This window comes from Streptomyces sp. NPDC006743, assembly GCF_040703815.1.
Taxonomy (GTDB): Bacteria; Actinomycetota; Actinomycetes; order Streptomycetales; family Streptomycetaceae; genus Streptomyces.
The window spans coordinates 138,665-160,316 of the sequence record NZ_JBEYJA010000004.1; the positions used below are offsets into that span (position 1 = coordinate 138,665).

The following is a 21,652-nucleotide window of genomic DNA, read 5'->3' on the forward strand; positions in this document are numbered from 1 at the left end:
GTCCGCTCCCGCTTCCCAGCTTCACCTCCCGCTCTCCGGGGCCCCCTCCCCCTCCCCCCTCCCCTCCCCGCCCCCTTCCGTCTCCCCTCCCTATCCCGCCCCCTCCCCCAGCGCCTCCGCCAGGACTTCTGCCAGGTGGCGGGCCCGGGTCCCCGCCAGTTGGTCCAGCTGGGTGCGGCAGGAGTAGCCGTCCGCCAGGACCACCGTGCCGGCCGGGGCGGTGCGCACCGAGGGCAGGAGCTGTTCCTCGGCGCAGGCCGCGGACACCTCGAAGTGGCCCTTTTCGAAGCCGAAGTTGCCGGCCAGGCCGCAGCAGCCGCCCGCCAGGTCGCCGGTCAGGCCGGCCGCGGCGCGCAGCCGGCGGTCGGCGGCGTCGCCGAGGACGGCGTGCTGGTGGCAGTGGGTCTGTCCTGCCACCGGGCGGTCCAGTCGGGGTGGCCGCCAGCCGGGGGCGTGCCGCTCCAGTGCCTCGGCGAAGGTCAGGACGCGGCCGGCCAGGCGGTGGGCGCGCGGGTCGTCGGGGAGCAGTTCGGGCAGGTCGGTGCGGAGGGCGGCGGCGCAGCTCGGTTCGAGGACGACGACCGGGGCGTCCGTCTCCAGGACCGGATCCATCAGGTCGAGGGTGCGGCGCAGCACGGCGCGGGCGCGCTCCAGCTGGCCCGTGGAGACGTAGGTCAGGCCGCAGCAGACCCGGCCCCGGCCGCGGAGGACGGCGAGGGGGTTCACCGTCACGGATCTTCCGTCGCCGACGGGGGGCCTGCGCAGCCGCAGGGTCGGCGGCAGTGCCACCCGCAGTCCGGCCGCCTCCAGCACCCGTACGGCTGCCTCGCCCACGGTGGGCGAGAGGTGTTCGGTGAAGGTGTCGGGCCACAGGACGACCAGTTCGCCGCCGCCCTCTCTGGCCGGCCGCCGGCGTCTGCGCCACCAGCGGGTGAACGGCTCCGCCGCCAGGCGCGGGATCGCCCGCCGGGGTGTGATCCCGGCGAGCCGTTTGGCCACGGCGGCGAGCGGGCCCACGGTGGCGAGCGCGTTGAGGGCGGGTGCGGTGCGGGTGGCCGCCGCCCAGCGCAGCCAGCGTGGGAGCAGGCCCAGGGAGTAGTGGGCGGCGGGGCGGCGCCGGCCGGCGTAGTGGTGGTGCAGGAACTCCGCCTTGTAGGTGGCCATGTCGACGCCGGCGGGGCAGTCGGAGCGGCAGCCCTTGCAGGACAGGCACAGGTCGAGCGCGTCCCGTACCTCGGTCGACCGCCAGCCGTCGGTGACCAGTTCGCCCGCGAGCATCTCGTGCAGCAGCCGGGCGCGGCCGCGGGTGGAATGCTCCTCCGCGCCGGTCGCCCGGAACGAGGGGCACATCACGGCGGGGCCGGACGTGTGGGTGGTGCGGCATGCGGCGACGCCGACGCACCTGCGGACGGCGGCGGCGAAGTCGCCGCCGTCCGCCGGGTAGCCGAAGGCCACGTCCACGGGTTCACGCGGCAGCACGGCGAACCGGAGGTTCGTGTCGAGGGGCGCCGGACGGACGAGCATCCCGGGGTTGAGCAGGTCGTCCGGGTCCCAGACGGCTTTGGCCCGTTCGAACAGGGCGACGGTCTGCGGGCCGTACATCTTCGGCAGCAGTTCGGCGCGGGCCTGTCCGTCGCCGTGTTCCCCGGACAGGGAGCCGCCGTGGGCCACGACCAGGTGGGCCAGTTCCTCGGAGAAGCGGCGGAAGCGGCTGACACCGGCCGTGCTCAGCAGGTCGAAGTCGATGCGGGCGTGGATGCAGCCGTCCCCGAAGTGCCCGTAGGGGGTGCCGCGCAGCCCGTGGGCGGCCAGCAGGGTGCGGAAGTCGCGGAGGTAGACGCCGAGACGGGCCGGCGGGACGGCACAGTCCTCCCAGCCCGGCCAGGCCTCGGTGCCGTCCGGCATCCGGGTGGCGGTGCCCGCGGCGTCCTCCCGGATGCGCCACAGCGCGCGCTGCGCGGCCGGGTCGGTGAGGACCAGTGTGTCCACGGCGTCGGCCGCGGACGCGATCGTCTGCGCACGCGCGCGTGCCTGTGTCCGTGTGTCGCCGCCGGTCTCCACGAACAGCCAGGCGTCGCCCCGGGGGAGGTGGGTGGTGATCGCGGCGGGCACGAGGTCGCGCGCCATGCCCTCCGCCGTGAGCGGCCGGTGCGGCAGCAGGCCGGCGGCGGCCTCGGCGGCGGCGCTCTCGTCGGCGTACCCGAGAACGGCGAGTGCTCGGGCGCGGGGCGCCTCGACCAGCCGCACGACCGCTTCGGTGAGGACGCCGAGGGTGCCCTCGGAGCCGCAGAAGGAGCGGGCGACGTCGGCGCCGTGCTCGGGCAGCAGGGCGTCCAGCGCGTACCCGGAGATGCGGCGGGGCAGGTCGGGGAAGCCGGTGCGCAGCCGGGCCAGTTCGGTCCCGGCCAGTTCGCGCAGCCCTTGCGGTGCCCCGGCCCACCGCGGTCCGGGGCGCAGCCGCTGCCCGCGTGCGGTGAGGACGGACAGCTCCCGCACGTTGTCCGCGGTGGTGCCCCACGCCACCGAGTGCGAGCCGCACGCGTTGTTGCCGATCATTCCGCCGAGGGTGCACCGGCTGTGGGTGGAGGGGTCCGGTCCGAAGCGCAGTCCGTGCGGGGCGGCGGCTTCCTGGAGCCGGTCGAGCACCAGGCCGGGCTCGACCACGGCGGTGCGGGTCCGCGGGTCGAGGGACAGCAGCCGGTTCATGTGCCGGGTGAAGTCGAGGACGACTCCGGTGCCGGTCGCCTGCCCCGCGATGGAGGTGCCGCCGCCGCGCGGCACGACCGGAACGTCTCTCTCCCGGCACACCCGGAGCACCGCCGCCACGTCGTCGGCGTCCCGGGGGGCCACCACGCCCAGCGGGACCCGGCGGTAGTTGGAGGCGTCCATGGTGACCAGTGCCCGGGAGGTGACGTCGAAGCCGACCTCGCCCCGGACGGCACTGCGCAGTTCCGCCTCGAGGGCTGTGAGATCCGTCATGGGTCCAGAATGCACCGGGCCACCGGTCGTCACCGTGAGTTGTCCACAGCGGCGCTGATCTCGTCGTACGAACCGACCATCACATCACTGGCCGATCTCGTCTCATCGGACGGACACGGTTACGTCCCGTTTCGCCCAGCGACTACCCTCCGACTCGTGGCCGACATCCAGATCCCCGCTGACATCAAGCCCGCCGACGGACGTTTCGGCGCTGGCCCCTCCAAGGTGCGCACCGAGGCGCTGGACGCCCTCGCCGCCACCGGTACGTCCCTCATGGGCACCTCCCACCGCCAGGCTCCCGTCAAGAACCTGGTCGGCAAGGTGCGCGAGGGCATCAGCGAGCTGTTCCAGCTCCCCGACGGGTACGAGGTCGTCCTCGGCAACGGCGGCTCCACCGCGTTCTGGGACATCGCGACCCACGGTCTGATCGAGAACAAGTCGCAGCACCTCACCTTCGGTGAGTTCAGCTCGAAGTTCGCCAAGGCCGCCAAGCTCGCGCCGTGGCTGGCCGAGCCGACCCTCGTCTCCGCCGACCCGGGCACGCACCCCGAGGCACGCGCCGAGGCCGGCGTCGACGTCTACGCCTTCACGCACAACGAGACCTCCACCGGTGTCGCCATGCCCATCAAGCGGGTCGCGGGCGCCGACGAGGGCGCGCTCGTCCTGGTCGACGCCACGTCCGGCGCCGGCGGCCTCCCGGTCGACGTCCGCGAGACCGACGTCTACTACTTCGCCCCGCAGAAGTCCTTCGCCTCCGACGGCGGCCTGTGGATCGGCGTGTTCTCCCCGGCGGCGATCGAGCGCGCGGAGCGCGTCCACGCCTCCGGCCGCCACGTCCCGGAGTTCTTCTCGCTGCCCACGGCGATCGACAACTCCCGCAAGAACCAGACGTACAACACCCCGGCGCTGGCCACCCTCTTCCTGCTGAACGAGCAGCTGGAGTGGATCAACGGCCAGGGCGGTCTGGCCTGGTCGACGGCCCGCACGAAGGACTCCTCGACGCGGCTGTACAGCTGGGCGGAGGAGTCCAAGTACGCCACGCCGTTCGTCACCGACCCGGCCAAGCGCTCGCAGGTCATCGGCACGATCGACTTCGCCGACGAGATCGACGCCGCCGCCGTCGCCAAGACCCTGCGCGCCAACGGCATCGTCGACACCGAGCCGTACCGCAAGCTCGGCCGCAACCAGCTGCGCATCGCGATGTTCCCGGCGGTCGACCCGGCGGACGTCGAGGCGCTGACGAAGTGCGTCGACCACGTGATCGAGAAGCTGTAGCCGTCCGGCCGCGCCGGTGAAGGGCGCCCCGCGGAGCACGCCACCGTCTCCGCCGGGCGCCCTTTCGCGCGTACACCGCGGGTCGGGGCCCGACGTGCCGCGCAGAGCGCCGTCCGCACAGGCACCTGCTGCCCCGGCGGACCCGGTGATCACCCGCACCTGCCGGGCGTCCCGGGCCGCACCGCCTCCGGCCGCGCCTGCGCACGGGCCGGCCGGAGGAACCTCGTCCTCATCCCATGCCGTCGCGGACGATCCTGCGGGCCACCTCCGCGCGCGCCCCGGCGAGTTCGGCGGTGATCCGGCCCGAGCGGTCGTCGTCCAGGAGGACGGCCGCCCGCGACGGCGGCCCCGCGAGCAGGCAGGCGCGTCGGAGGTGGGTCGGCGGGTGGGTGGCGTCGACGCTGTGGCCGCGCCGGGCCCCCGCACGCCGCTGGCGCTCGTACTCGTGCTCGGGGACGGAGGCGATGTGCGCGGCCAGCCGCGTCCACAGGCCGCCCCCGGCGTCCTGGGTGTCCGCGGAGGCCCCCGCGGCCCTGCGGGCCGAACGCGCCCCGGTCAGCGCCGCGTTGCTGACCTCGCGCCGCAGGAAGACGTCGATGGACTCCGTCATCAGGAGTTGGTCCATGAGGGCCGCCGCGGCCTCGGTGGAGCCCGCCCGGGCGGCCTCCCGGTCGGCCAGGTACTCGCCGCGCTGGGTCGCCCGCAGCGTCAGGTGGTCGAGGAGGGACAGCACGCCCTGGACGAGCAGGAGGGGCACGGCGCAGACCGCGTTCACGAGCATCTCGCCGACGGTCGGCCGCGCGATCGGCGTGAAGTAGTAGCGCCATACGGTCAGTGACCGCAGGGCCGTGGCCACCACCACGCCACGCCGCGTGTCGCCGTTGCCGTAGTGGCCCAGCTCATGGCCCAGCAGGGCGACGCGCTGCTGCGGGGACAGCACCTCCCACAGGGGCAGGCCCAGGGACAGGGCCCGGCGGCCGCGCACCCCCTGGGACACGACGCTCGCGTTGATCTCCTTGCCGACCGTGATCCTGTCCACGCCGCGGGTGCCGACGGCCCGGGCCACCTCGTCGACCAGCGCGTACAGCTCCGGCGCGTCGGCACGGCGCAGCACCGTCCCGTCGTCGTCGGACGGTCCGGGCAGCCGCGGCCGCAGCGCGACGGCCATCGCCAGCAGCACCGCGCCCAGCAGCACGAGGCCGCCGCCCCAGCCCCACACGAGGCAGAAGACGCCTGCCGCCAGCAGCGCCGCGGTGACGCCGTGCACGGCGAGGGCGATGGCGTACCCGAGCGTCGTGGCGCCGTCCCACCGCGCGCGCGGTCCGGCGCCTTCTTGCGCCATCTCGGTGTGGAGCCTCTCCCCGTACCGCCGGGCCAGCGCGCGCCGGGCCTCCTCCAGCCTGTCCCGCCCGGCCCGCTTGCCCCGCCTCCCGCGCTCCTCCTCCTTCTCCCGCTCCTGCTGGTGCCCCTTCGGGTCGACGTTCCAGTCGCACGCGGCGCACCAGACGGTGAACCGGTCGTCCGCATGGATCCGCGCCCCGCATTCCGGGCACGGCTGGGTCGTTCCCCCCACGACGGTAGGCATGAAAGTCCCGCTCTCCCCTCCCCGCGGCCCCTCCCCAAGGGCCGTTCGAACACGGCAGGGGAATCTGATCACGCGGACCCGCCCGGGTAAAGCCGCGCGGTTCAGGACCTGCGCCGCCGCAGCCGCCCCAGACCGAACACCAGCAGGACCGCCGCGAGGACCGCCACCGCACCCGTCGTCAGTTTCCCGGACATGCCCCCGCTTTCCCCCGATGCGGAGGAACCGCCCTTGTCCGAGGGGGACTTGGCGGGGGCGCTCCCTCCGCCCGGCGCGTCCTCGGCCTGTACGGGGCTGTCGGCGCCCTCGCTGCCGTACAGGAGCTTCGTGCCGTCGGCGCTGTACGTGACCGACTCGCCCTGGCGCTGCAGCGGTACGTCGAGGCGGCCGAGGCGTTTGATCCTGCCGCCGTTCCAGTCGTAGTAGATCCCGCCGAAGTAGCCGCGGACGGCGAGCCGGGTGCCGTCGGGGGAGAACGCGGCGTCGGTGGCCCACAGGTCGACGGGGGCGACGGGCTTGAAGACGTTGGTTCCCGAGGAGGACAGATGGGCCGGCCCCTCGAACAGGTGACCGCCGTCCTCCTTCTTGTCGATGATGTACACCCGCCCCGTCTTCGGGTGCACCACCAGCGACTCGGCGTTGCGGGCGCCGTCCGCGTACTTCACCACGTACTGCGTGGCCCGGACCGTCTGGTCCTTGAGCACCTTGGGCTCGGGCAGCTTGTAGATCCACACGTGCGGCCAGGTGCCGTCGAGGTTGTCGCCGATGTCACCGACGTAGATCTCGTTGCCCGGGCCTATGGAGATCGCCTCGACGTCACGGGGGCGGCCGATGCCCTGGAGGGTGACGGTGGCGACGGTCCTGCCGGTGCGGCTGTCCACCGCGTAGATGTACGGGCCGTCGTCGCTGTCGTTGTGCGTCCAGTAGACGCCCGGGTGCAGGTGCGAGGCGGCCAGACCGCTGGACTCCTTGATCCTCGGGTCCTTGATCGTGAACCCGCCGTCCCCGTCGGCGGCGGAGGCGGGCGGGGCGGCGGCGGGCACGGCGAACGCGCCCACGAGCAGGGCCCCGGCGAGCAGGGCGGACGGTCGGCGCATGCCCCAAGCCTGCCATCCCCCGGGTCCGTTCACGTCAGGTGGCAGGCGTCACAGCCGCTCGCCCGCCCCTCGTGCGCCGTCCCCCGCCCCCGTCGTCCATCATGAGCGGATGCTCAGGTTCATGCCCGTCGGTGACTCCATGACGATCGGGAGCGCGGGCGAACACACATGGCGCTACCGGCTCTGGCAGCACCTGCGCGCCACCTACGGGGGGCCGTTCGCCCTCGTCGGCCCGCGCGAGGCGCTGTACGACAAGGCGGCCGGCGCCCCCGTCTCCCACGCGTACGCCGACCCGGACTTCCCGCGCGCCCACCTGGCCGGCTGGGGCGAGGGCTGGACGCACATGGCCCCGCTGATCGGCGAGGCGGTCCGCGAGCACCGGCCGGACGTGCTGCTCGTCTCCCTCGGCCTGATCGACCTCGGCTTCTACACCGACGCCGCGCAGACGACGGCGAACGTACGCGCCTTCCTCGCCGCCGCGCGCGCCGCGAACCCCCGCGTCCGGATGGTCCTGCTCCCGGTCATACCCAACGTCCGCGCCGCCACCGACGCGCCCTTCGCCGCCCAGGTCTCCCTCTTCAACGAGCTGCTGGCCAAGACCGTCGCCGACCTCGACGAGCCCCGCTCGCCGCTGCTGCTGGCGCCCCCGCCGGACGGCTACGACATCCACCGCGACACCTACGACGGCACCCATCCCAACGCGCGCGGCGAACACGCCATCGCGGGCGCGTTCGCCGAGGCGATGCACCGGGAGTGGGGAATCGGACAGCCGTACGCGACTGGAACAGGTTGACCTGCGCATGTTCACGGACGTCCGCATCGACTTCCCCGGGCCGGAGAACGGCTTCTGCCCCGACGTGGCCAAGCTGCGCGAGGGCGCCGCCAAGGACGACGAAGGCCGTTGGCGGTGGCAGGACGTGGAGTTCGTCGCCGAGGTCATCTCGAAGGGCACGGCACGCAACGACTACGGCCCCAAGAAGGCCGCGTACGCGCTCGCCGGGGTACCGGTGTACCTCATCGCGGACCCCTACCAGGGCAGGTGCCATGTGTATACGGAGCCCAAGGAGGACCGCTACGCCTGCGAGCTGCGCGTCGAGTACGGAAGCGATGTCGACATGACCACCACTCCTCTCGGTCTCACCCTCAAGACCGACGCCTTCCCCCGCGACTGAGCGGCACCGCCCTTGCATGGAGCGCACTCCAAGTCGTTGGCTTGGAGACCATGAAGTACACACAGCTCGGACGCACCGGACTCAAGGTCAGCAGGCTGGTCCTCGGCACGATGAACTTCGGTCCGCAGACCGGCGAGGCGGACAGTCACGCGATCATGGACGCGGCGCTGGACGCCGGGATCAACTTCTTCGACACCGCGAACGTGTACGGCTGGGGCGAGAACAAGGGCCGCACCGAGTCGATCATCGGCAACTGGTTCGCCCAGGGCGGCGACCGCCGGGACAAGGTCGTCCTCGCCACCAAGGTCTACGGCAACATGGGCGCCGACGGCGAGGCCTGGCCCAACCACGACAAGCTCTCCGCCCTCAACATCCGGCGGGCCGTCGACGCCTCCCTCAAGCGGCTCCGGACCGACCACATCGACCTGTACCAGTTCCACCACATCGACCGCAGCACCCCCTTCGAGGAGATCTGGCAGGCCATCGACGTCCTCGTCCGGCAGGGCAAGATCCTCTACGCCGGCTCGTCCAACTTCGCCGGCTACAAGATCGCCCAGGCCAACGAGACGGCGGCCCGGCTGGGCTCGTACGGACTGGTCAGCGAGCAGTGCCTGTACAACCTGGTCGAGCGGCGCGCCGAGATGGAGGTCATCCCGGCCGCGCAGGACTACGGGCTCGGCGTGATCCCCTGGTCGCCGCTGCACGGCGGGCTGCTGGGCGGCGTGCTCAAGAAGCAGGCGGAGGGCGGCCGGCGCGCCGGCGGGCGGGCCGTGGACTCCCTCGCCGACCCGGCGCTGCGCGGCAAGGTCCAGGCGTACGAGGACCTGCTCGACAAGCACGGCCTGGAACCGGGCGAGACCGCCCTGGCGTGGCTGCTCACCCGGCCCGGTGTGACCGGCCCGATCGTCGGCCCGCGCACCGGCGAGCAGCTCGCCTCCGCGGTGCGCGCCGCCGAGCTGGAACTGGACGCGGAGCTGCTGGCCGAACTCGACGGGATCTTCCCGGGCCCGGGCCCGTCCCCGGAGGCCTTCGCCTGGTGAGCACCGGGATCCCCGATCAGGCACACGGGCGACCGGGCGGACGGGACGGTGCCGGCCGCACGGTGCCGATCGAGGGCCCGGTACCTGACCGGACGCGGAGTGCCCGTGGAGGCCCGGCGTCCGATCGCACGCAGAGTGCCTGAGCGGGGCCGCGGTGCCTGATCGGGGGCTACCGCCCGGGCACCGGTGCCTGAAGCGCGTGCGTGCGGGCGCCGTAGGGGATGCGGGCGCGGCGGTCCTCACCGCCGCGCCTGCCGTCACCGGCCGAGCGCGGCCGCGACGGCGACGACAGCCAACATCAGCACGAGCGCACCGGCCATGATCCGGTTCCGGGTTTTCGGGTCCACGTCTTCGAGACTAACCGGCCGCGCCCGATGCCTGTCCGGCGGACCCGAGCGGCCAGCGGCCGACCGGCTCGTAGCGGGGCTGCTCCCCCGGTACGCCCGAGGCCGGCAGGAAGCTGCGGACGAGGACGATCGCGTCCACGGTCCAGGTACGGCTGCCGAAGGCGCGCAGGGCGTCGAGGTGCGGCCGCACGTCCACCGGTTGCCGGCCGCGCGCCACCGTCAGGTGGGCCCGGTAGCGGCGGTGCTCCCCCGTCTCCAGGCCCGCCTTGCGCCCGGCCGCCTCGGCACGCCCCGCGAGCTGCCCCAGCGTCCGCAGGTCGCCCTCCGCGCCCGTCCACAGCGCCTGCCCGCGCCCGAACTGCCCGCCGCCGCGCAGCGCCAGCGCGAAGGGCTCCGTCCGGCGCGCCGTCTTCCCGAGGCGCGCCTCCAGCTCCGGTACGGTCTCCTCGCCCACCTCGCCGTAGAAGGCGAGGGTCAGGTGCCAGCCGGGCCGCCCCGTCCAGCGCAGCCGCTCGGCCCCGGGCAGGCCCCGCAGCACCTCCACCTCGGCCGCCAGCGCGTCCACGACGTCGTCCGGGGGCAGTACGGCGGCGAAGAGTCTCATGGAGCCAGTGTCCCCGCTCCGGCCCGGGTCGGGGCGGGGCGGGGACCGGGCTCACGCGGCCGGGGCCAGTTCCTTCCCGCGTTCGCGCGGCACGAAGTCCACCCGCGGGTGGCCCCGGTGCCAGCCCACCGACAGGCGCAGGTCACCCATCCGGGCCAGGACCAGGCCGATGGTGACGGCCGCGGTGACCGAGACCAGGCCGCCGAGGGCGAAGCCGACCCGGGCGCCGTAGGCGTCGGTGACCCAGCCGACCACGGGCGCGCCGAGCGGGGTGCCGCCCACGAAGACCATCATGAACAGCGCCATGACCCGGCCGCGCATGGCCGGATCCGTGGCCATCTGGACCGAGGTGTTGGCCGTGACGTTGACGGTCAGGCCGAAGACCCCGATCGGCGCCATCAGCAGCGCGAACAGCCAGTACGACGGGGCGAGCGCGGCCACGGCCTCCAGCACGCCGAAGACGGCGGCGGCGCCGACCAGCACGCGCAGCCGGGCGGTGCCGCGGCGGGCCGCGAGCAGCGCGCCGACGAGGGAGCCGACCGCCATGACGGTGTTGAAGAGGCTGTAGGCGCCGGCGCCCGCGTGGAAGACGTCGTCGGCGAAGGCCGACAGCCACACCGGGAAGTTGAACCCGAAGGTGCCGATGAAGCCGACCAGGACGATCGGCCAGATCAGGTCGGGGCGGCCGGCGACGTAGCGCAGGCCCTCGCGGAGCTGGCCCTTGCCGCGCGGGGCGCGCTCGACGACGTGCAGCTCGCGGGCGCGCATCAGCAGCAGTCCGGCGATGGGCGCGACGAAGGACAGGCCGTTGGCGAGGAAGGCCCAGCCGGTGCCGACGCCGGTGATCATGACGCCCGCGACCGCGGGGCCGACCAGCCGGGCCGACTGGAAGTTCGCCGAGTTCAGGCTGACGGCGTTCTGCAGCTGCTTGGGTCCGACCATCTCCGAGACGAAGGACTGGCGGGCCGGGTTGTCGACGACCGTGGCCAGGCCCATGGCGAAGGCGGCGACGTAGACGTGCCAGACCTGGACGTGCCCGGTGAGCGTGAGCGCGGCGAGCGCGAGGCCGGTGAGGCCCATCGCGGTCTGGGTGCACAGCAGCGTGGGCCGCTTGGGCAGCCGGTCGACGAGGACGCCGCCGTAGAGGCCGAAGAGCAGCATCGGCAGGAACTGCAGGGCCGTGGTGATGCCGACGGCCGCGGAGGAGCCGGTGAGGCTGAGCACGAGCCAGTCCTGGGCGATGCGCTGCATCCAGGTGCCGGTGTTGGAGACGACCTGGCCCAGGAAGAACAGGCGGTAGTTCCTGACCTTCAGGGAGCTGAACATCGAGGACTTGCGGGGGGTGTCGGGGGCGGGCTGGGAGTCGTGGGCGGTCGGTGCGGGGGCGGAAGCTGCTCCGGATCCCGTACTCAAAAGGGTTCGCCTCCTTGCGGCTGACGTGCGTTACAGATGTGCGAGCTTCTCCAGCACGGGGGCGGCAGCGCGCAGCTTCGCCCACTCGTCCTCGTCGAGACCGTCGACCAGACGGGCCAGGAAGGCGTTCCGCTTGCGGCGGCTCTCCTCGAGCATGGCCTCGGCCTGCTCGGTCTGGGTGACGACCTTCTGGCGCCGGTCCTCGGGGTGCGGCTCCAGGCGGACCAGCCCCTTGGCTTCGAGCAGCGCGACGATGCGGGTCATCGACGGGGGCTGCACGTGCTCCTTGCGGGCCAGCTCGCCGGGGGTGGCGCTGCCGCAGCGCGACAGGGTGCCCAGCACCGACATCTCGGTGGGGCTGAGCGACTCGTCGACCCGCTGGTGCTTGAGCCGACGGGACAGGCGCATCACGGCGGATCGCAGGGAGTTCACGGCGGCCGCGTCGTCGCCATGGGTAAGGTCCGGCATGTTCTTTAGGATAGGTCATTACTCTCGCTAAAGACCACCCGGGACACGCACACGCTCCGTGACTCCGGCCACTCCCGTACGCCCGTATCACTCATATGGGTGATACGGGCGGGGAACGTGACCCCTCGCGCGGAACGGGGCCGCGACCCTCGTCTCCATGGGGACCAGCGTGCTCAGCCTGCGCATGGACCGCGAGCTGCTCGAACGGCTCCGGTCCCACGCCGCGAAAAGAGGAATGAGCGTCCAGGACTATGTCGTCCGGACGCTCATCCGAAATGATTTCGACGAACGGTTCCAGGCCGCCGTCGAGGAGACGGAACGGTTCTACGGGGTCCCCTGAGCCCCGCCGCCGGATCCCGGCCGCCCGCCCCCGGCCGTCGGCGTCCCGCCGGCGGCCCCGCCGATCAGGTCAGGCCCAGGGCCGGCATCAGGTAGTAGAAGGCGAAGACCGCCGAGACCACGTACATCGCCGCCGGGATCTCGCGGGCCCGGCCGACGGCCAGGCGCAGCACCACGAAGGTGATGAAGCCCATGCCGATGCCGTTGGTGATCGAGTACGTGAACGGCATCATCAGCATCGTCACGAAGGCCGGGACGGCGATCGTGTAGTCCGACCAGTCGATCTCCCGGATCGAGCCGGAGAGGATCAGGAAGCCGACCGCGAGCAGTGCCGGGGTGGCCGCCTGGGACGGGACCATGGTGGCGACCGGGGTGAGGAAGAGCGCCGCGGCGAACAGCAGACCGGTGACGATGTTCGCGAACCCGGTGCGCGCGCCCTCGCCGACGCCCGCGGTGGACTCGACGAAGCAGGTGGTGCCCGAGGAGGAGGTCGCGCCGCCGGCCGCGACGGCGATGCCGTCGACGAAGAGGACCTTGTTGATGCCGGGCATCTGCCCCTCGGCGTTGGTCAGCTTGGCCTCGTCGCCGATGCCCATGATCGTGCCCATCGCGTCGAAGAACGACGACAGCAGCACGGTGAAGACGAACAGGATGCCGTTCAGCACGCCGACCTTGTGGAATCCGCCGAACAGGCTGACCTGGCCGACCAGGCCGAAGTCGGGGGTGGCGACGGGGTTGCCGGGCCACTTCGGGACGGTCAGGCCCCAGGACGGCACGTGCGCGACCAGGTTCACGATCACGGCCAGCACCGTCATCGCGATGATCGAGATCAGGATGGCGCCCGGCACCTTGCGCACCAGCAGGGCGAGGGTGAGCAGCACGCCGAGGACGAAGACCAGGACCGGCCAGCCGTTGAGGTGGCCGTCGGCGCCGAGCTGGAGCGGGACGGTGGTGTGCGCCTCGTTCGGGATGCGGGAGACGAAGCCGGAGTCGACGAGGCCGATCAGCATGATGAACAGGCCGATGCCGATGGCGATGCCCTTGCGCAGCCCGAACGGCACGGCCGCCATCACGCGCTCGCGCAGCCCGCTCGCGACCAGCAGCATCACGACGAAGCCGGCCAGGACGACCATGCCCATGGCGTCGGGCCAGGACATCCGCGGGGCGAGCTGGAGGGCGACGACGGTGTTGACGCCGAGACCGGCGGCGAGCGCGATCGGGACGTTGCCGATGACGCCCATGAGCAGCGTGGTGAACGCTGCGGTCAGGGCGGTCGCCGTGACCAGCTGGCCGTGGTCCAGGTGGTGGCCGTACATGTCCGTCGCGCTGCCCAGGATGATCGGGTTCAGCACGATGATGTAGGCCATCGCGAAGAAGGTGGCGAAGCCGCCGCGCACCTCCCGGGCCAGGGAACTGCCCCGCTCGGAGATCTTGAAGTAGCGGTCGAGAGCGCCGTAGGCGGGCGATGTTCCCGGCTTCTGGGGGGCGGGGACCTTGGCGGTGGCCGGGGTGGACATGCGGATGACCTCGTGGGATGCGGGCAGTACGTGAGTACCGGGCCGGGAAGGGGACCAAACATGGACGAGTCCCGCCGCTTCCCTCACCAGCAGGCTCCCCCCGGCCGCCCTGTTGGTGTTTCCTACGAAGAGAAGTAGCCAGACTCAGACCGTTTCAGTATGAACATATGAAGCGGAAAAGGCTATCTCCGCGCGTAGACCCCTGGTCCGCCCGGGAGCGAGCCCGGCGTGCGGTCCCCTGCGGACGGCCCCCGGCCGGCGCCCCGGACCGCGGGCGGCGGGCCGTAAGCTGAGCCCATGGCGAAGTGGACCCCCAAGCACGAGGCGCCGGAGCCCCTGGAGGGCCCCGTGGTCGCCACCATCACCGGCGGCACGATCGTCTGGTTCGTCCTCTTCCTGGTCCAGATCCCCTTCTACGGCTGGTTCGACGACCGCGGCCACACCTGGTGGCTGTGGACCTGCCTGGCCGGCGGCGGCCTCGGCCTGGTCGGCATCTGGTACGTGCGCAAGCGGGACGCGGCGATCAAGCGCGCGGCGGCGCACCGCGAGGCGGCCCCCGCGGGCCGCCCGGCATCGGCGGAGTAGCGGAGCGGCCCCCGCGGCCCCGTCTGCAACCCCCGCAGCACGCCCGCCTCGTCCCCAGGTCGGATCTTCACCCCGCTCGACGAGTGAAGCCGCACATCCGCACGTACCGTCGGAAGCATGAGCCACACCGACGCCGGCGCGGAACTGGACCCGGTGCACCCCGTACCCGTCCGGCGGGCCGCCACGAGCGGTCTGACCGGCGCCGAGGTCGCCGAACGCGTCGCCCGCGGCGAGGTCAACGACGTACCGGTGCGCAGCAGCCGCTCCCTCGCCGAGATCGTCCGTGCGAACGTCTTCACCCGCTTCAACGCGATCATCGGCGTGCTCTGGCTGGTCACCCTGTTCGTCGCGCCGATCCAGGACAGCCTGTTCGGCTTCGTGATCATCGCCAACACCGGTATCGGCATCATCCAGGAGTGGCGGGCCAAGCAGACCCTGGACTCGCTCGCCGTGATCGGGGAGTCCCGGCCCACCGTCCGCCGCGACGGCACCGCCACCGAGATCAGCACCTCGCAGATCGTCCTCGGCGACGTGATCGAGATCGGACCGGGGGACAAGGTCGTCGTCGACGGCACCTGCGTGGAGGCCGACGGGCTGGAGGTCGACGAGTCCCTGCTCACCGGTGAGGCCGACCCCGTCGTCAAACACCCCGGCGACCAGGTCATGTCCGGCAGCTTCGTCGTCACCGGCGGCGGCGCCTTCCAGGCGGTCAGGGTCGGCCGCGAGGCCTACGCCGCCCAGCTCGCCGAGGAGGCCTCCCGCTTCACCCTCGTCCACTCCGAGCTGCGCACGGGCATCTCCACGATCCTCAAGTACGTCACGTGGATGATGGTGCCGACCGCCGTCGGCCTGGTCGTCAGCCAGCTCGTCGCGAAGAACGACGACCTCAAGGACTCCGTCGCGCGGACCATCGGCGGGATCGTGCCGATGGTCCCGGAGGGGCTGGTGCTGCTCACCTCCGTCGCCTTCGCCATCGGCGTCATCCGGCTGGGCCGCAAGCAGTGCCTGGTGCAGGAGCTGCCCGCCATCGAGGGCCTGGCCCGCGTCGACACCGTGTGCCTGGACAAGACGGGCACGCTCACCGAGGGCGGCATGGACGTCACCGAGCTGCGGATGCTGAACGGCCACGCCGAGCCGTACGTCCGCCAGGTGCTCGGCGCGCTCGGCGAGTCCGACCCTCGGCCCAACGCCTCCCTCCAGGCGATCATCGACGCCTGCCCGGACAGCGAGGAGTGGCGCTGCGTGGAGTCGCTGCCCTTCTCCTCCGCCCGCAAGTACAGCGGCGCCAGCTTCAGCGAGGGCGACGGCGAGTCCAGCACCTGGCTGCTGGGCGCCCCGGACGTGCTGCTGCCCGAGGCCTCCCCCGCCCTCGCCGAGACCGGCCGGCTCAACGAGCAGGGGCTGCGGGTGCTGCTGCTGGCCCGCGCCGGGCGGGAGCTGGACGACCCGGAGGTGGCCGGGGACGTCACGCCCGCCGCGCTCGTCGTCCTGGAGCAGCGGCTGCGGCCCGACGCCGCCGACACCCTGCGCTACTTCGCCGACCAGGACGTCCGCGCCAAGGTCATCTCCGGGGACAACGCGGTCTCGGTGGGCGCGGTGGCCGCCAAGGCCGGGCTCACCGGCGCCGCCGTCGACGCGCGCCGGCTGCCCGCCGAACGCCACGGCCTGGCCGCCCGGGTGGACGAGGCGGCCGTGTTCGGCCGGGTCACCCCGCAGCAGAAACGGGACATGGTCGGCGCCCTCCAGTCGCGCGGGCACACCGTCGCCATGACCGGGGACGGCGTCAACGACGTCCTCGCCCTCAAGGACGCCGACATCGGTGTCGCCATGGGGTCCGGCTCGGAGGCCACCCGGGCGGTCGCCCAGATCGTCCTGCTGGACAACAGCTTCTCCGTGCTGCCCTCGGTGGTCGCCGAGGGCAGGCGGGTCATCGGGAACATCACGCGGGTCGCGACCCTGTTCCTGGTCAAGACGGTCTACTCGGTGCTGCTGGCCGTGCTGGTGGTGTGCTCGCAGGTGGAGTACCCGTTCCTGCCCCGGCACCTGACCCTGCTGTCCACGCTCACCATCGGCGTCCCCGCCTTCTTCCTCGCCCTCGCCCCCAACACGGAACGGGCCCGCCCGCACTTCGTCCGCCGGGTGATGCGCTACGCCGTCCCGGGCGGGATCCTGGCCGCCGTCGCGACCTTCGTGACCTACCTGATCGCCCGCCACCACTACACCGGCCCGAGCGCCCTGGACGCGGAGACCAGCGCGGCCACCCTCACCCTGTTCCTGATCTCCATGTGGGTGCTGGCGATCATCGCCCGCCCCTACACCTGGTGGCGGGTCCTCCTGGTGGCCGCCATGGGCGCGGCGTTCCTCGTCGTGCTGGCCGTGCCCGCGCTCCAGCGGTTCTTCGCCCTGAGACTGGTGGGGACGGCGATGCCCTGGCTGGCGGTGGGCATCGCCGTCGTGGCGGCGGTGGTGCTGGAGTTCCTGTGGAAGTGGGTGGGGCGCCGCTTCCCGGTGTAGCCCCGGGCGGGGGTCAGTCGAACCAGCGGTCGCGGGCCAGTTCCTCCGTGCGGGACGGGTCCTCCAGGAGGGCGGCGACCTCGAAGCGGCGGGGCCACTGGCCCGCGGCCCAGGCGAGGCCGGCCGCGACGCCCTCCAGGGTGGCCGCGTGCAGGACGCCGTCCTGCGTCAGGCGCCAGTCCAGTCCGGTGCCGTCGACGACGAGTTCCTCGTGCTCGACGTAGGTGACGGGCGTACGGGGACCGAGCAGGACGCCCACCGCCTCCGGTACGTCGTGCTCGGTGCCCTCGGAGTCCACCGAGCCGGGGACCGACTCGCTCAGCCGCCGCACCTGGAACAGGTCGGCCAGCGCGCCGGCGAGCGCGGGCCGCACCGGCAGCAGCGGGACGCCCGCCGTGAAGGGCAGCAGGTCCGGGGAGTCGCAGACCACCGCGTCGGCCGCGTCGACGACCTCGACCCGGCCGTCGACGACCGCCCGCACCTCGTCGGGCAGGGTCACCTGCTCCGGGTCGAGCTCGGCCAGCGCGCCGTACAGGGCGTGCAACTGGGCGGCGCTCACCGGGCGTTCGGGGTCGGCGAGGCGGTCGAGGAGTTCGGCGGCGCCGCCCGGCTCGTCCAGCAGGGCGGCGACGGAGGTGCGCACGCCCAGCGCGCGCAGCACCTGTTCGTCGTCGAAGCCGGTGGCGTCGGCCTCGTCGTACAGGCCGCGCAGCAGCGGGTCGGAGCCGGCGGCGCGCAGACCGGCCGGACGGCGTCCGCCGAGCACCGGGTGCCCGCGCAGCCACCAGGCGGTGTAGGGGCGTACGACCTCGTGGGTGCCGTCCGGCAGCAGGATCCGCACCGGCTGGGTGAGCGCGTCGCGCAGCGGCGGCCGGGCGAGCAGGGACAGGGCCCGCGGCCACTGGTCGTCGTCGACGAGGTCCAGGTCGCGCACGGCGACGAGTTCGGTGGCGACCGGCGGGACCGGGGAGCCGGGGAAGCGGTCGAGGACGTCCTCGCACCACACGTCGACCGCGTCGAGCAGGCCGGGGTCGTCGGGCTCGGGGAAGTCCCCCTCGCGGGGCTCCAGTTCGTCCGGGTCGAGGACGACGTCGGTGGCGCGGACCAGCGCGAAGTCCACGAGCACCCCGCAGGCCGCCAGCGGCTCCTCGCCCCACCTGGCGGCCAGTTCGGCGTCCACGGCGGGCAGTTCGCCCTCGCGCATCACCTCGGCGAACGGGCCGCCGGGGAAGACCAGTTCGCCGGCCGGGGCGAGTTCGCCGTCCTCGTCGGGCAGGGCGAGCGCGCCCAGCCACGGCTCGTCGCCCGGTTCCAGCCGGGCGTCGCGGACCAGGGCGAGGACGGTGTCGGCGAGTTCCTCGGCGTCCGGGGTGTCCTCGTCCCACGCGCCGGCGTCCTCGTCGAGGGAGGCGGCGACCGCGGCCCGCACCTGCGGGGTGGTGAGCACCGCGCGCGGCGTGGCGGGCAGCGCGCCCAGCTTCTCCAGGATCGGGTGGGCGGCGTCCGGGTGGGCGACCTTCAGGCCGAGGCGGGCCAGCACGTCCGGGTCGGCGGGGGCGCCGGCGTCCGGGGCGGGCAGCAGCACCTGCCGGGGCCCGATCGTCGTACGGCCGTCCGCCAGGGGCACGGGCAGCCCGGAGAGCCGGTCCGGGTCGACGCCGGCCAGGCTGTCGTACAGCCGCCGCCACCACCGCGGTTCCTTCTCCAGACCGGCCAGCCGGTCCATGGCGTCGGTCAGCGGCACCCGGGCCACGCCCAGGGTGCGCAGCTCCGCGCGCCGTTCGAGCCCGGCGGGCAGCAGGGTGGGCAGCACCTCGGCGAGCACCCGCACGGTCTCGGCGCCCGCGCCCTCCACCACCTCGGCGTCGCGGGGCCGCAGCGAGACGGGCAGGCCGTCCGCGTCCTGCTCGTGGTCCGGCTCGGCGGCGGGCGGCAGGAAGGGGGTGCGCGGCAGGCGTTCCAGGATCGCCTGGCGCAGCGTGCCGTCCAGTTCACCCTTGCCGAGCGGCCCGGGCACCAGGGCGATGAGGGCCTCGGTCACCGGCCGCCAGTCGGCGAGGAGCCCGGCGTAGGCGTCGGCGGCGCGCTGCGCGAGGAAGTCGGTGAGCGGTCCGGGCGCGGTGTGCCGGCGGGTGGTGTCCAGCGGGAACGACGCGATGAGCAGGGCGGGCACGCCGAGCGGTTCGTCGCTCGGCGTGGGCGCGTGCACCACCGGGCTGGTGTGCGGGGCGAGCGGAGCGCCGTCGGCGTCGACGGGGACGGCCCAGGTGAGGGACCAGTGAGGCCGCAGCCGCTCCTCCACCGGCCGGTCGGCCAGGAGTTCGGGGGTCAGCGGCCCGTGCGCGGCGGCCGTACGCCACCGCGTGGTGCCCCGCGCGCTGTCCTCGACGACGGTCAGCGCGCCCTCCGCGCGGCGGCGCAGGGTGCGCGCGGCGGCGTCACCGATCTCGACGACGACCTCCTCCAGGCCGGGCAGGGCGAGGAGCAGGGCGTCGTCGACGGCGTGCAGCAGCCGTTCGGCGAGGCCGGCGGCGGCCGTGTCGCGCAGCGGCAGGATGACGACCGTGTCGTAGGGATCGGGCGCGGTGCCCTCGGCGGCGAACGGGAGCCGCAGCAGCGGCACATGGCCGTCCCGGCGGCGGATCTCGTCGCCGAGGCCGGGGCTGTGCCGGGCGGTCTCCTCGGCCAGGCCGCGGGCCTCGGCCAGCGACCAGCGCACCCCGCCGTGCCGGCCGACGACGGCGGGCTCGTCGGTGACGGCGAGCACGGCGGCGAAGCCGACGCCGAAGCGGCCGACGGAGGGCAGGTCCGAGGCCGCGGTGTCCCGCTTGGCGGAGGCGCGCAGCGTGGACAGCGACTCCACGCCGGACGCGTCCAGCGGGGCGCCGGTGTTGGCGGCGACGAGGACGCCGTCGCGCAGGGTCAGGCGCAGCCGGCCGGGCACGCCCGCGCGGGCGGCGGCATCGGCGGCGTTCTGCGCCAGCTCGACGACCAGCCGGTCCCGGTAGCCGCCGAGGACCAGGTCCTCCTCGGCGTTGGCGTCCTCACGGAACCTGGCCGGGCTGGTCGCCCACGCGTCCAGCACACCGCGCCGCAGACGCGCGGTCCCGAACGGGTCTCCCCCGGCGGAGGGCTGCACCAACATGCTCACGTTCATTCTCCTCATGAGGGTGCCCAGACGGTACCGCGCGGCGGAGGGCGCCACCGGGCCCGGCGCATCCCGCGCCGGGCAGCGGGGGAACGCCGCGGCCCGGGAAGCCGCCGGGGCGCGCGACGTGACGTCCGGTGGCCGGGAAGTTGCCTAGGAGTGCCCCAGTTCGGCGGTCTCGTCGTCGGCGACGGGCACCGAGCCCGAGTCACGCGCCGGGCGCAGCGGGAACGGGTCGACGCGGGTCTCGTCGACCACCGGCGGGGCCGGCTGCGGGGGCTTGGGCATGACGGCCGCCTCGGAGTGGCCGCCGCACCCGTACGCCAGGGAGACGACCCGCCCGTCGGCCGGGGAGAACTCGTTGGCGCAGACACCGAACGCCTGGCCCAGCGAGCCGCCGATCGGCGTCAGGAAACCGCAGCTCACACAGGACGCCGGGGCGGCCTGGGCCATCGGGGTCCTGGCGCCGTACGCCTCTTCCCAGCGGTCGGCGGCGGCATGCAGGCCGTAGCGGGACAGGACCCGGGCACGGCGCATGCCCAGTTCCTCGGCGACCGCGGCGATCGAGCCGCGGGAGGGGGCCGTGGGCAGGTTGCGCGGGGGGCCCGCGGTGACGTCGGCGTCCTCGGCCTCCGCCAGTTCCGCCATCTCCTCGGAGACCGCGGAATTCGGCGCGGGCTCGTCCTCCCCGGAGAAACCGGGCTCCAGCCGCAGGTCCTCGGCATCGGTGGGCAGCAGGTCGCCGGGGCCCATGTCGCCGGGGCGCAGCCGCTCGCTCCAGGGCACCCACTCGGGGGCGAGCAGGGCGTCGGGGCCGGGCAGCAGGACGGCCTCGTCCAGGGTGACGATCTTGGCGCGGGAGGCGCGGACCACGGTCACCGCCCAGCGCCAGCCGCGGTAGCCGGGCTCCTTGCACTCGAAGAAGTGCGTGACGACGCGGTCGCCCTCGGACACCAGGCCGGAGTGCTCGCCGACGACGCCGGGGGCCGCCGCCTCCTCGGCTGCGGCCCGGGCGAGGTCGACCGCCTCGGCGCACAGGCGGTCGGGGGTGCGGCTTCGCGTGGTCGCTGCGCTCACAGGTATCGCTTCTCTCCTACGCCGTCTCTCGGGTGCGCCGGCCTGAAGGCGGCGGGGCGGACGGAGCGGACCCTGGACCGCGTCGACGTCCGCGCCCGATCGCGCTCGGGCGCACCTACGTCATCCATTCTGCGGTATGCACGTAAGGCGCGCGGCCGAGAACGTTCGCCACGGCGCGCTACGCACGCTACCTTCTCGCCGCCGCTGGGCCTACACCGACGGTGGGTTCAACCCCGCGCGGCGGGGTCCGGAGGAGGGGCCGGCGGCGATCCGGGGGCGGAACGGAGGGCTCCGGGGCCGGTCCGGACAGGCCGGGGGAGGACGCGGGAGGCCGCGGCGGGGGCGGGCAGGCCGGGGACGGGGCGGGGCTGAGGCCGGGCCGGGCAGGCCGGGGGGTGCTGGGCCGGTCCGGACAGGCCGGGGTGGCACTGGGGGGCGGGGGCCGGACCCGCCGGGGGACGCGCCGTGCACCGGCCCGGTGGGCCAGAGGACGGC

Annotated in this window: 15 protein-coding genes and 1 pseudogene; 7 read left to right on the forward strand and 9 right to left on the reverse strand. The window is 73.7% G+C overall.

Annotated elements, in window-relative coordinates; translation table 11 throughout:
* Positions 1 to 90: 90 nt before the first annotated feature.
* Positions 91 to 2,979: an FAD-binding and (Fe-S)-binding domain-containing protein gene (locus tag ABZ719_RS05235; RefSeq protein WP_366723865.1), complete on the reverse strand. Its 2,889-nt coding sequence runs from the start codon at positions 2,977 to 2,979 to the stop codon at positions 91 to 93.
* A gap of 156 nt (positions 2,980 to 3,135) precedes the next feature.
* On the opposite strand from ABZ719_RS05235, the gene serC reads away from it, so the two are divergent.
* The gene (gene serC, locus ABZ719_RS05240; RefSeq protein WP_366723866.1) at positions 3,136 to 4,254 is read left to right on the forward strand and encodes a phosphoserine transaminase; all 1,119 of its coding nucleotides are present in this window, start codon (positions 3,136 to 3,138) and stop codon (positions 4,252 to 4,254) included.
* A gap of 229 nt (positions 4,255 to 4,483) precedes the next feature.
* Here serC and ABZ719_RS05245 read toward each other — a convergent pair whose 3' ends face one another.
* Together ABZ719_RS05245 and ABZ719_RS05250 are read right to left on the reverse strand one after the other, a co-directional pair.
* On the reverse strand, positions 4,484 to 5,839 hold the full coding sequence (locus tag ABZ719_RS05245; RefSeq protein ID WP_366723867.1) for a M48 family metallopeptidase: 1,356 nt from the start codon (positions 5,837 to 5,839) through the stop codon (positions 4,484 to 4,486).
* A 101-nt stretch (positions 5,840 to 5,940) separates the two neighbouring features.
* A complete protein-coding gene (locus ABZ719_RS05250) occupies positions 5,941 to 6,933 on the reverse strand; it encodes a WD40 repeat domain-containing protein (protein WP_366723868.1) in 993 nt (330 codons plus the stop codon).
* Between the two features lie 109 nt (positions 6,934 to 7,042).
* Between ABZ719_RS05250 and ABZ719_RS05255 the strand changes: the two genes are divergently transcribed.
* From ABZ719_RS05255 to ABZ719_RS05265, 3 genes and pseudogenes are all read left to right on the forward strand, one after another.
* On the forward strand, positions 7,043 to 7,726 hold the full coding sequence (locus ABZ719_RS05255) for a GDSL-type esterase/lipase family protein (RefSeq protein ID WP_366723869.1): 684 nt from the start codon (positions 7,043 to 7,045) through the stop codon (positions 7,724 to 7,726).
* Positions 7,725 to 8,105, forward strand: a pseudogene (locus tag ABZ719_RS05260) (Uma2 family endonuclease); the annotation flags it as partial. The gene ABZ719_RS05255 and the pseudogene ABZ719_RS05260, both read left to right, overlap by 2 nt.
* A 50-nt stretch (positions 8,106 to 8,155) precedes the next feature.
* Positions 8,156 to 9,145, forward strand: coding sequence for an aldo/keto reductase (locus ABZ719_RS05265; protein WP_366723870.1), 990 nt, complete (start codon positions 8,156 to 8,158; stop codon positions 9,143 to 9,145).
* Positions 9,146 to 9,502: 357 nt separating this feature from the next.
* Here the strand turns inward: ABZ719_RS05265 and thpR are convergent, their stop codons facing one another.
* Genes thpR through ABZ719_RS05280 form a run of 3 tightly spaced genes read right to left on the reverse strand, consistent with a single transcriptional unit; the run spans position 9,503 to position 11,977 of the window.
* Positions 9,503 to 10,096 carry an RNA 2',3'-cyclic phosphodiesterase gene (gene thpR, locus ABZ719_RS05270; RefSeq protein ID WP_366723871.1) on the reverse strand — a complete coding sequence of 198 codons (594 nt, stop codon included), beginning with the start codon at positions 10,094 to 10,096 and terminating at the stop codon, positions 9,503 to 9,505.
* A gap of 51 nt (positions 10,097 to 10,147) precedes the next feature.
* A complete protein-coding gene (locus ABZ719_RS05275; RefSeq protein ID WP_366723872.1) occupies positions 10,148 to 11,509 on the reverse strand; it encodes an MFS transporter in 1,362 nt (453 codons plus the stop codon).
* Between the two features lie 30 nt (positions 11,510 to 11,539).
* Positions 11,540 to 11,977: a MarR family transcriptional regulator gene (locus ABZ719_RS05280; RefSeq protein WP_037856907.1), complete on the reverse strand. Its 438-nt coding sequence runs from the start codon at positions 11,975 to 11,977 to the stop codon at positions 11,540 to 11,542.
* A gap of 157 nt (positions 11,978 to 12,134) precedes the next feature.
* Between ABZ719_RS05280 and ABZ719_RS05285 the strand changes: the two genes are divergently transcribed.
* Positions 12,135 to 12,317 (forward strand): ribbon-helix-helix protein, CopG family, encoded by a 183-nt coding sequence (locus ABZ719_RS05285; RefSeq protein ID WP_366723873.1) that lies wholly within the window; start codon positions 12,135 to 12,137, stop codon positions 12,315 to 12,317.
* 64 nt (positions 12,318 to 12,381) lie between these two features.
* Here the strand turns inward: ABZ719_RS05285 and ABZ719_RS05290 are convergent, their stop codons facing one another.
* Positions 12,382 to 13,833 carry an NCS2 family permease gene (locus ABZ719_RS05290; RefSeq protein ID WP_366723874.1) on the reverse strand — a complete coding sequence of 484 codons (1,452 nt, stop codon included), beginning with the start codon at positions 13,831 to 13,833 and terminating at the stop codon, positions 12,382 to 12,384.
* 297 nt (positions 13,834 to 14,130) lie between these two features.
* Between ABZ719_RS05290 and ABZ719_RS05295 the strand changes: the two genes are divergently transcribed.
* Together ABZ719_RS05295 and ABZ719_RS05300 are read left to right on the forward strand one after the other, a co-directional pair.
* The gene (locus ABZ719_RS05295; RefSeq protein ID WP_366723875.1) at positions 14,131 to 14,418 is read left to right on the forward strand and encodes a DUF2530 domain-containing protein; all 288 of its coding nucleotides are present in this window, start codon (positions 14,131 to 14,133) and stop codon (positions 14,416 to 14,418) included.
* 117 nt (positions 14,419 to 14,535) lie between these two features.
* Positions 14,536 to 16,932 (forward strand): HAD-IC family P-type ATPase, encoded by a 2,397-nt coding sequence (locus ABZ719_RS05300; protein ID WP_366723876.1) that lies wholly within the window; start codon positions 14,536 to 14,538, stop codon positions 16,930 to 16,932.
* Positions 16,933 to 16,945: 13 nt separating this feature from the next.
* On the opposite strand, the gene ABZ719_RS05305 is transcribed toward ABZ719_RS05300, so the two are convergent.
* Both ABZ719_RS05305 and ABZ719_RS05310 read right to left on the reverse strand, forming a co-directional pair.
* Positions 16,946 to 20,083, reverse strand: coding sequence for a molecular chaperone Hsp90 (locus ABZ719_RS05305; RefSeq protein ID WP_366723877.1), 3,138 nt, complete (start codon positions 20,081 to 20,083; stop codon positions 16,946 to 16,948).
* Between the two features lie 150 nt (positions 20,084 to 20,233).
* Positions 20,234 to 21,157: a DUF3027 domain-containing protein gene (locus tag ABZ719_RS05310; RefSeq protein ID WP_366723878.1), complete on the reverse strand. Its 924-nt coding sequence runs from the start codon at positions 21,155 to 21,157 to the stop codon at positions 20,234 to 20,236.
* Positions 21,158 to 21,652 lie beyond the last annotated feature (495 nt).

Bases quoted from the DNA above. Each gene is read 5' to 3' on its own strand.
- ABZ719_RS05290 (WP_366723874.1), bottom strand. From the start codon at position 13,833: ATGTCCACCCCGGCCACCGCCAAGGTCCCCGCCCCCCAGAAGCCGGGA.
- ABZ719_RS05280 (WP_037856907.1), bottom strand. From the start codon at position 11,977: ATGCCGGACCTTACCCATGGCGACGACGCGGCCGCCGTGAACTCCCTG.
- ABZ719_RS05300 (WP_366723876.1), top strand. From the start codon at position 14,536: ATGAGCCACACCGACGCCGGCGCGGAACTGGACCCGGTGCACCCCGTA.
- thpR (WP_366723871.1), bottom strand. From the start codon at position 10,096: ATGAGACTCTTCGCCGCCGTACTGCCCCCGGACGACGTCGTGGACGCG.
- ABZ719_RS05250 (WP_366723868.1), bottom strand. From the start codon at position 6,933: ATGCGCCGACCGTCCGCCCTGCTCGCCGGGGCCCTGCTCGTGGGCGCG.
- ABZ719_RS05265 (WP_366723870.1), top strand. From the start codon at position 8,156: ATGAAGTACACACAGCTCGGACGCACCGGACTCAAGGTCAGCAGGCTG.
- ABZ719_RS05255 (WP_366723869.1), top strand. From the start codon at position 7,043: ATGCTCAGGTTCATGCCCGTCGGTGACTCCATGACGATCGGGAGCGCG.
- ABZ719_RS05295 (WP_366723875.1), top strand. From the start codon at position 14,131: ATGGCGAAGTGGACCCCCAAGCACGAGGCGCCGGAGCCCCTGGAGGGC.
- ABZ719_RS05285 (WP_366723873.1), top strand. From the start codon at position 12,135: ATGGGGACCAGCGTGCTCAGCCTGCGCATGGACCGCGAGCTGCTCGAA.
- ABZ719_RS05235 (WP_366723865.1), bottom strand. From the start codon at position 2,979: ATGACGGATCTCACAGCCCTCGAGGCGGAACTGCGCAGTGCCGTCCGG.
- ABZ719_RS05245 (WP_366723867.1), bottom strand. From the start codon at position 5,839: ATGCCTACCGTCGTGGGGGGAACGACCCAGCCGTGCCCGGAATGCGGG.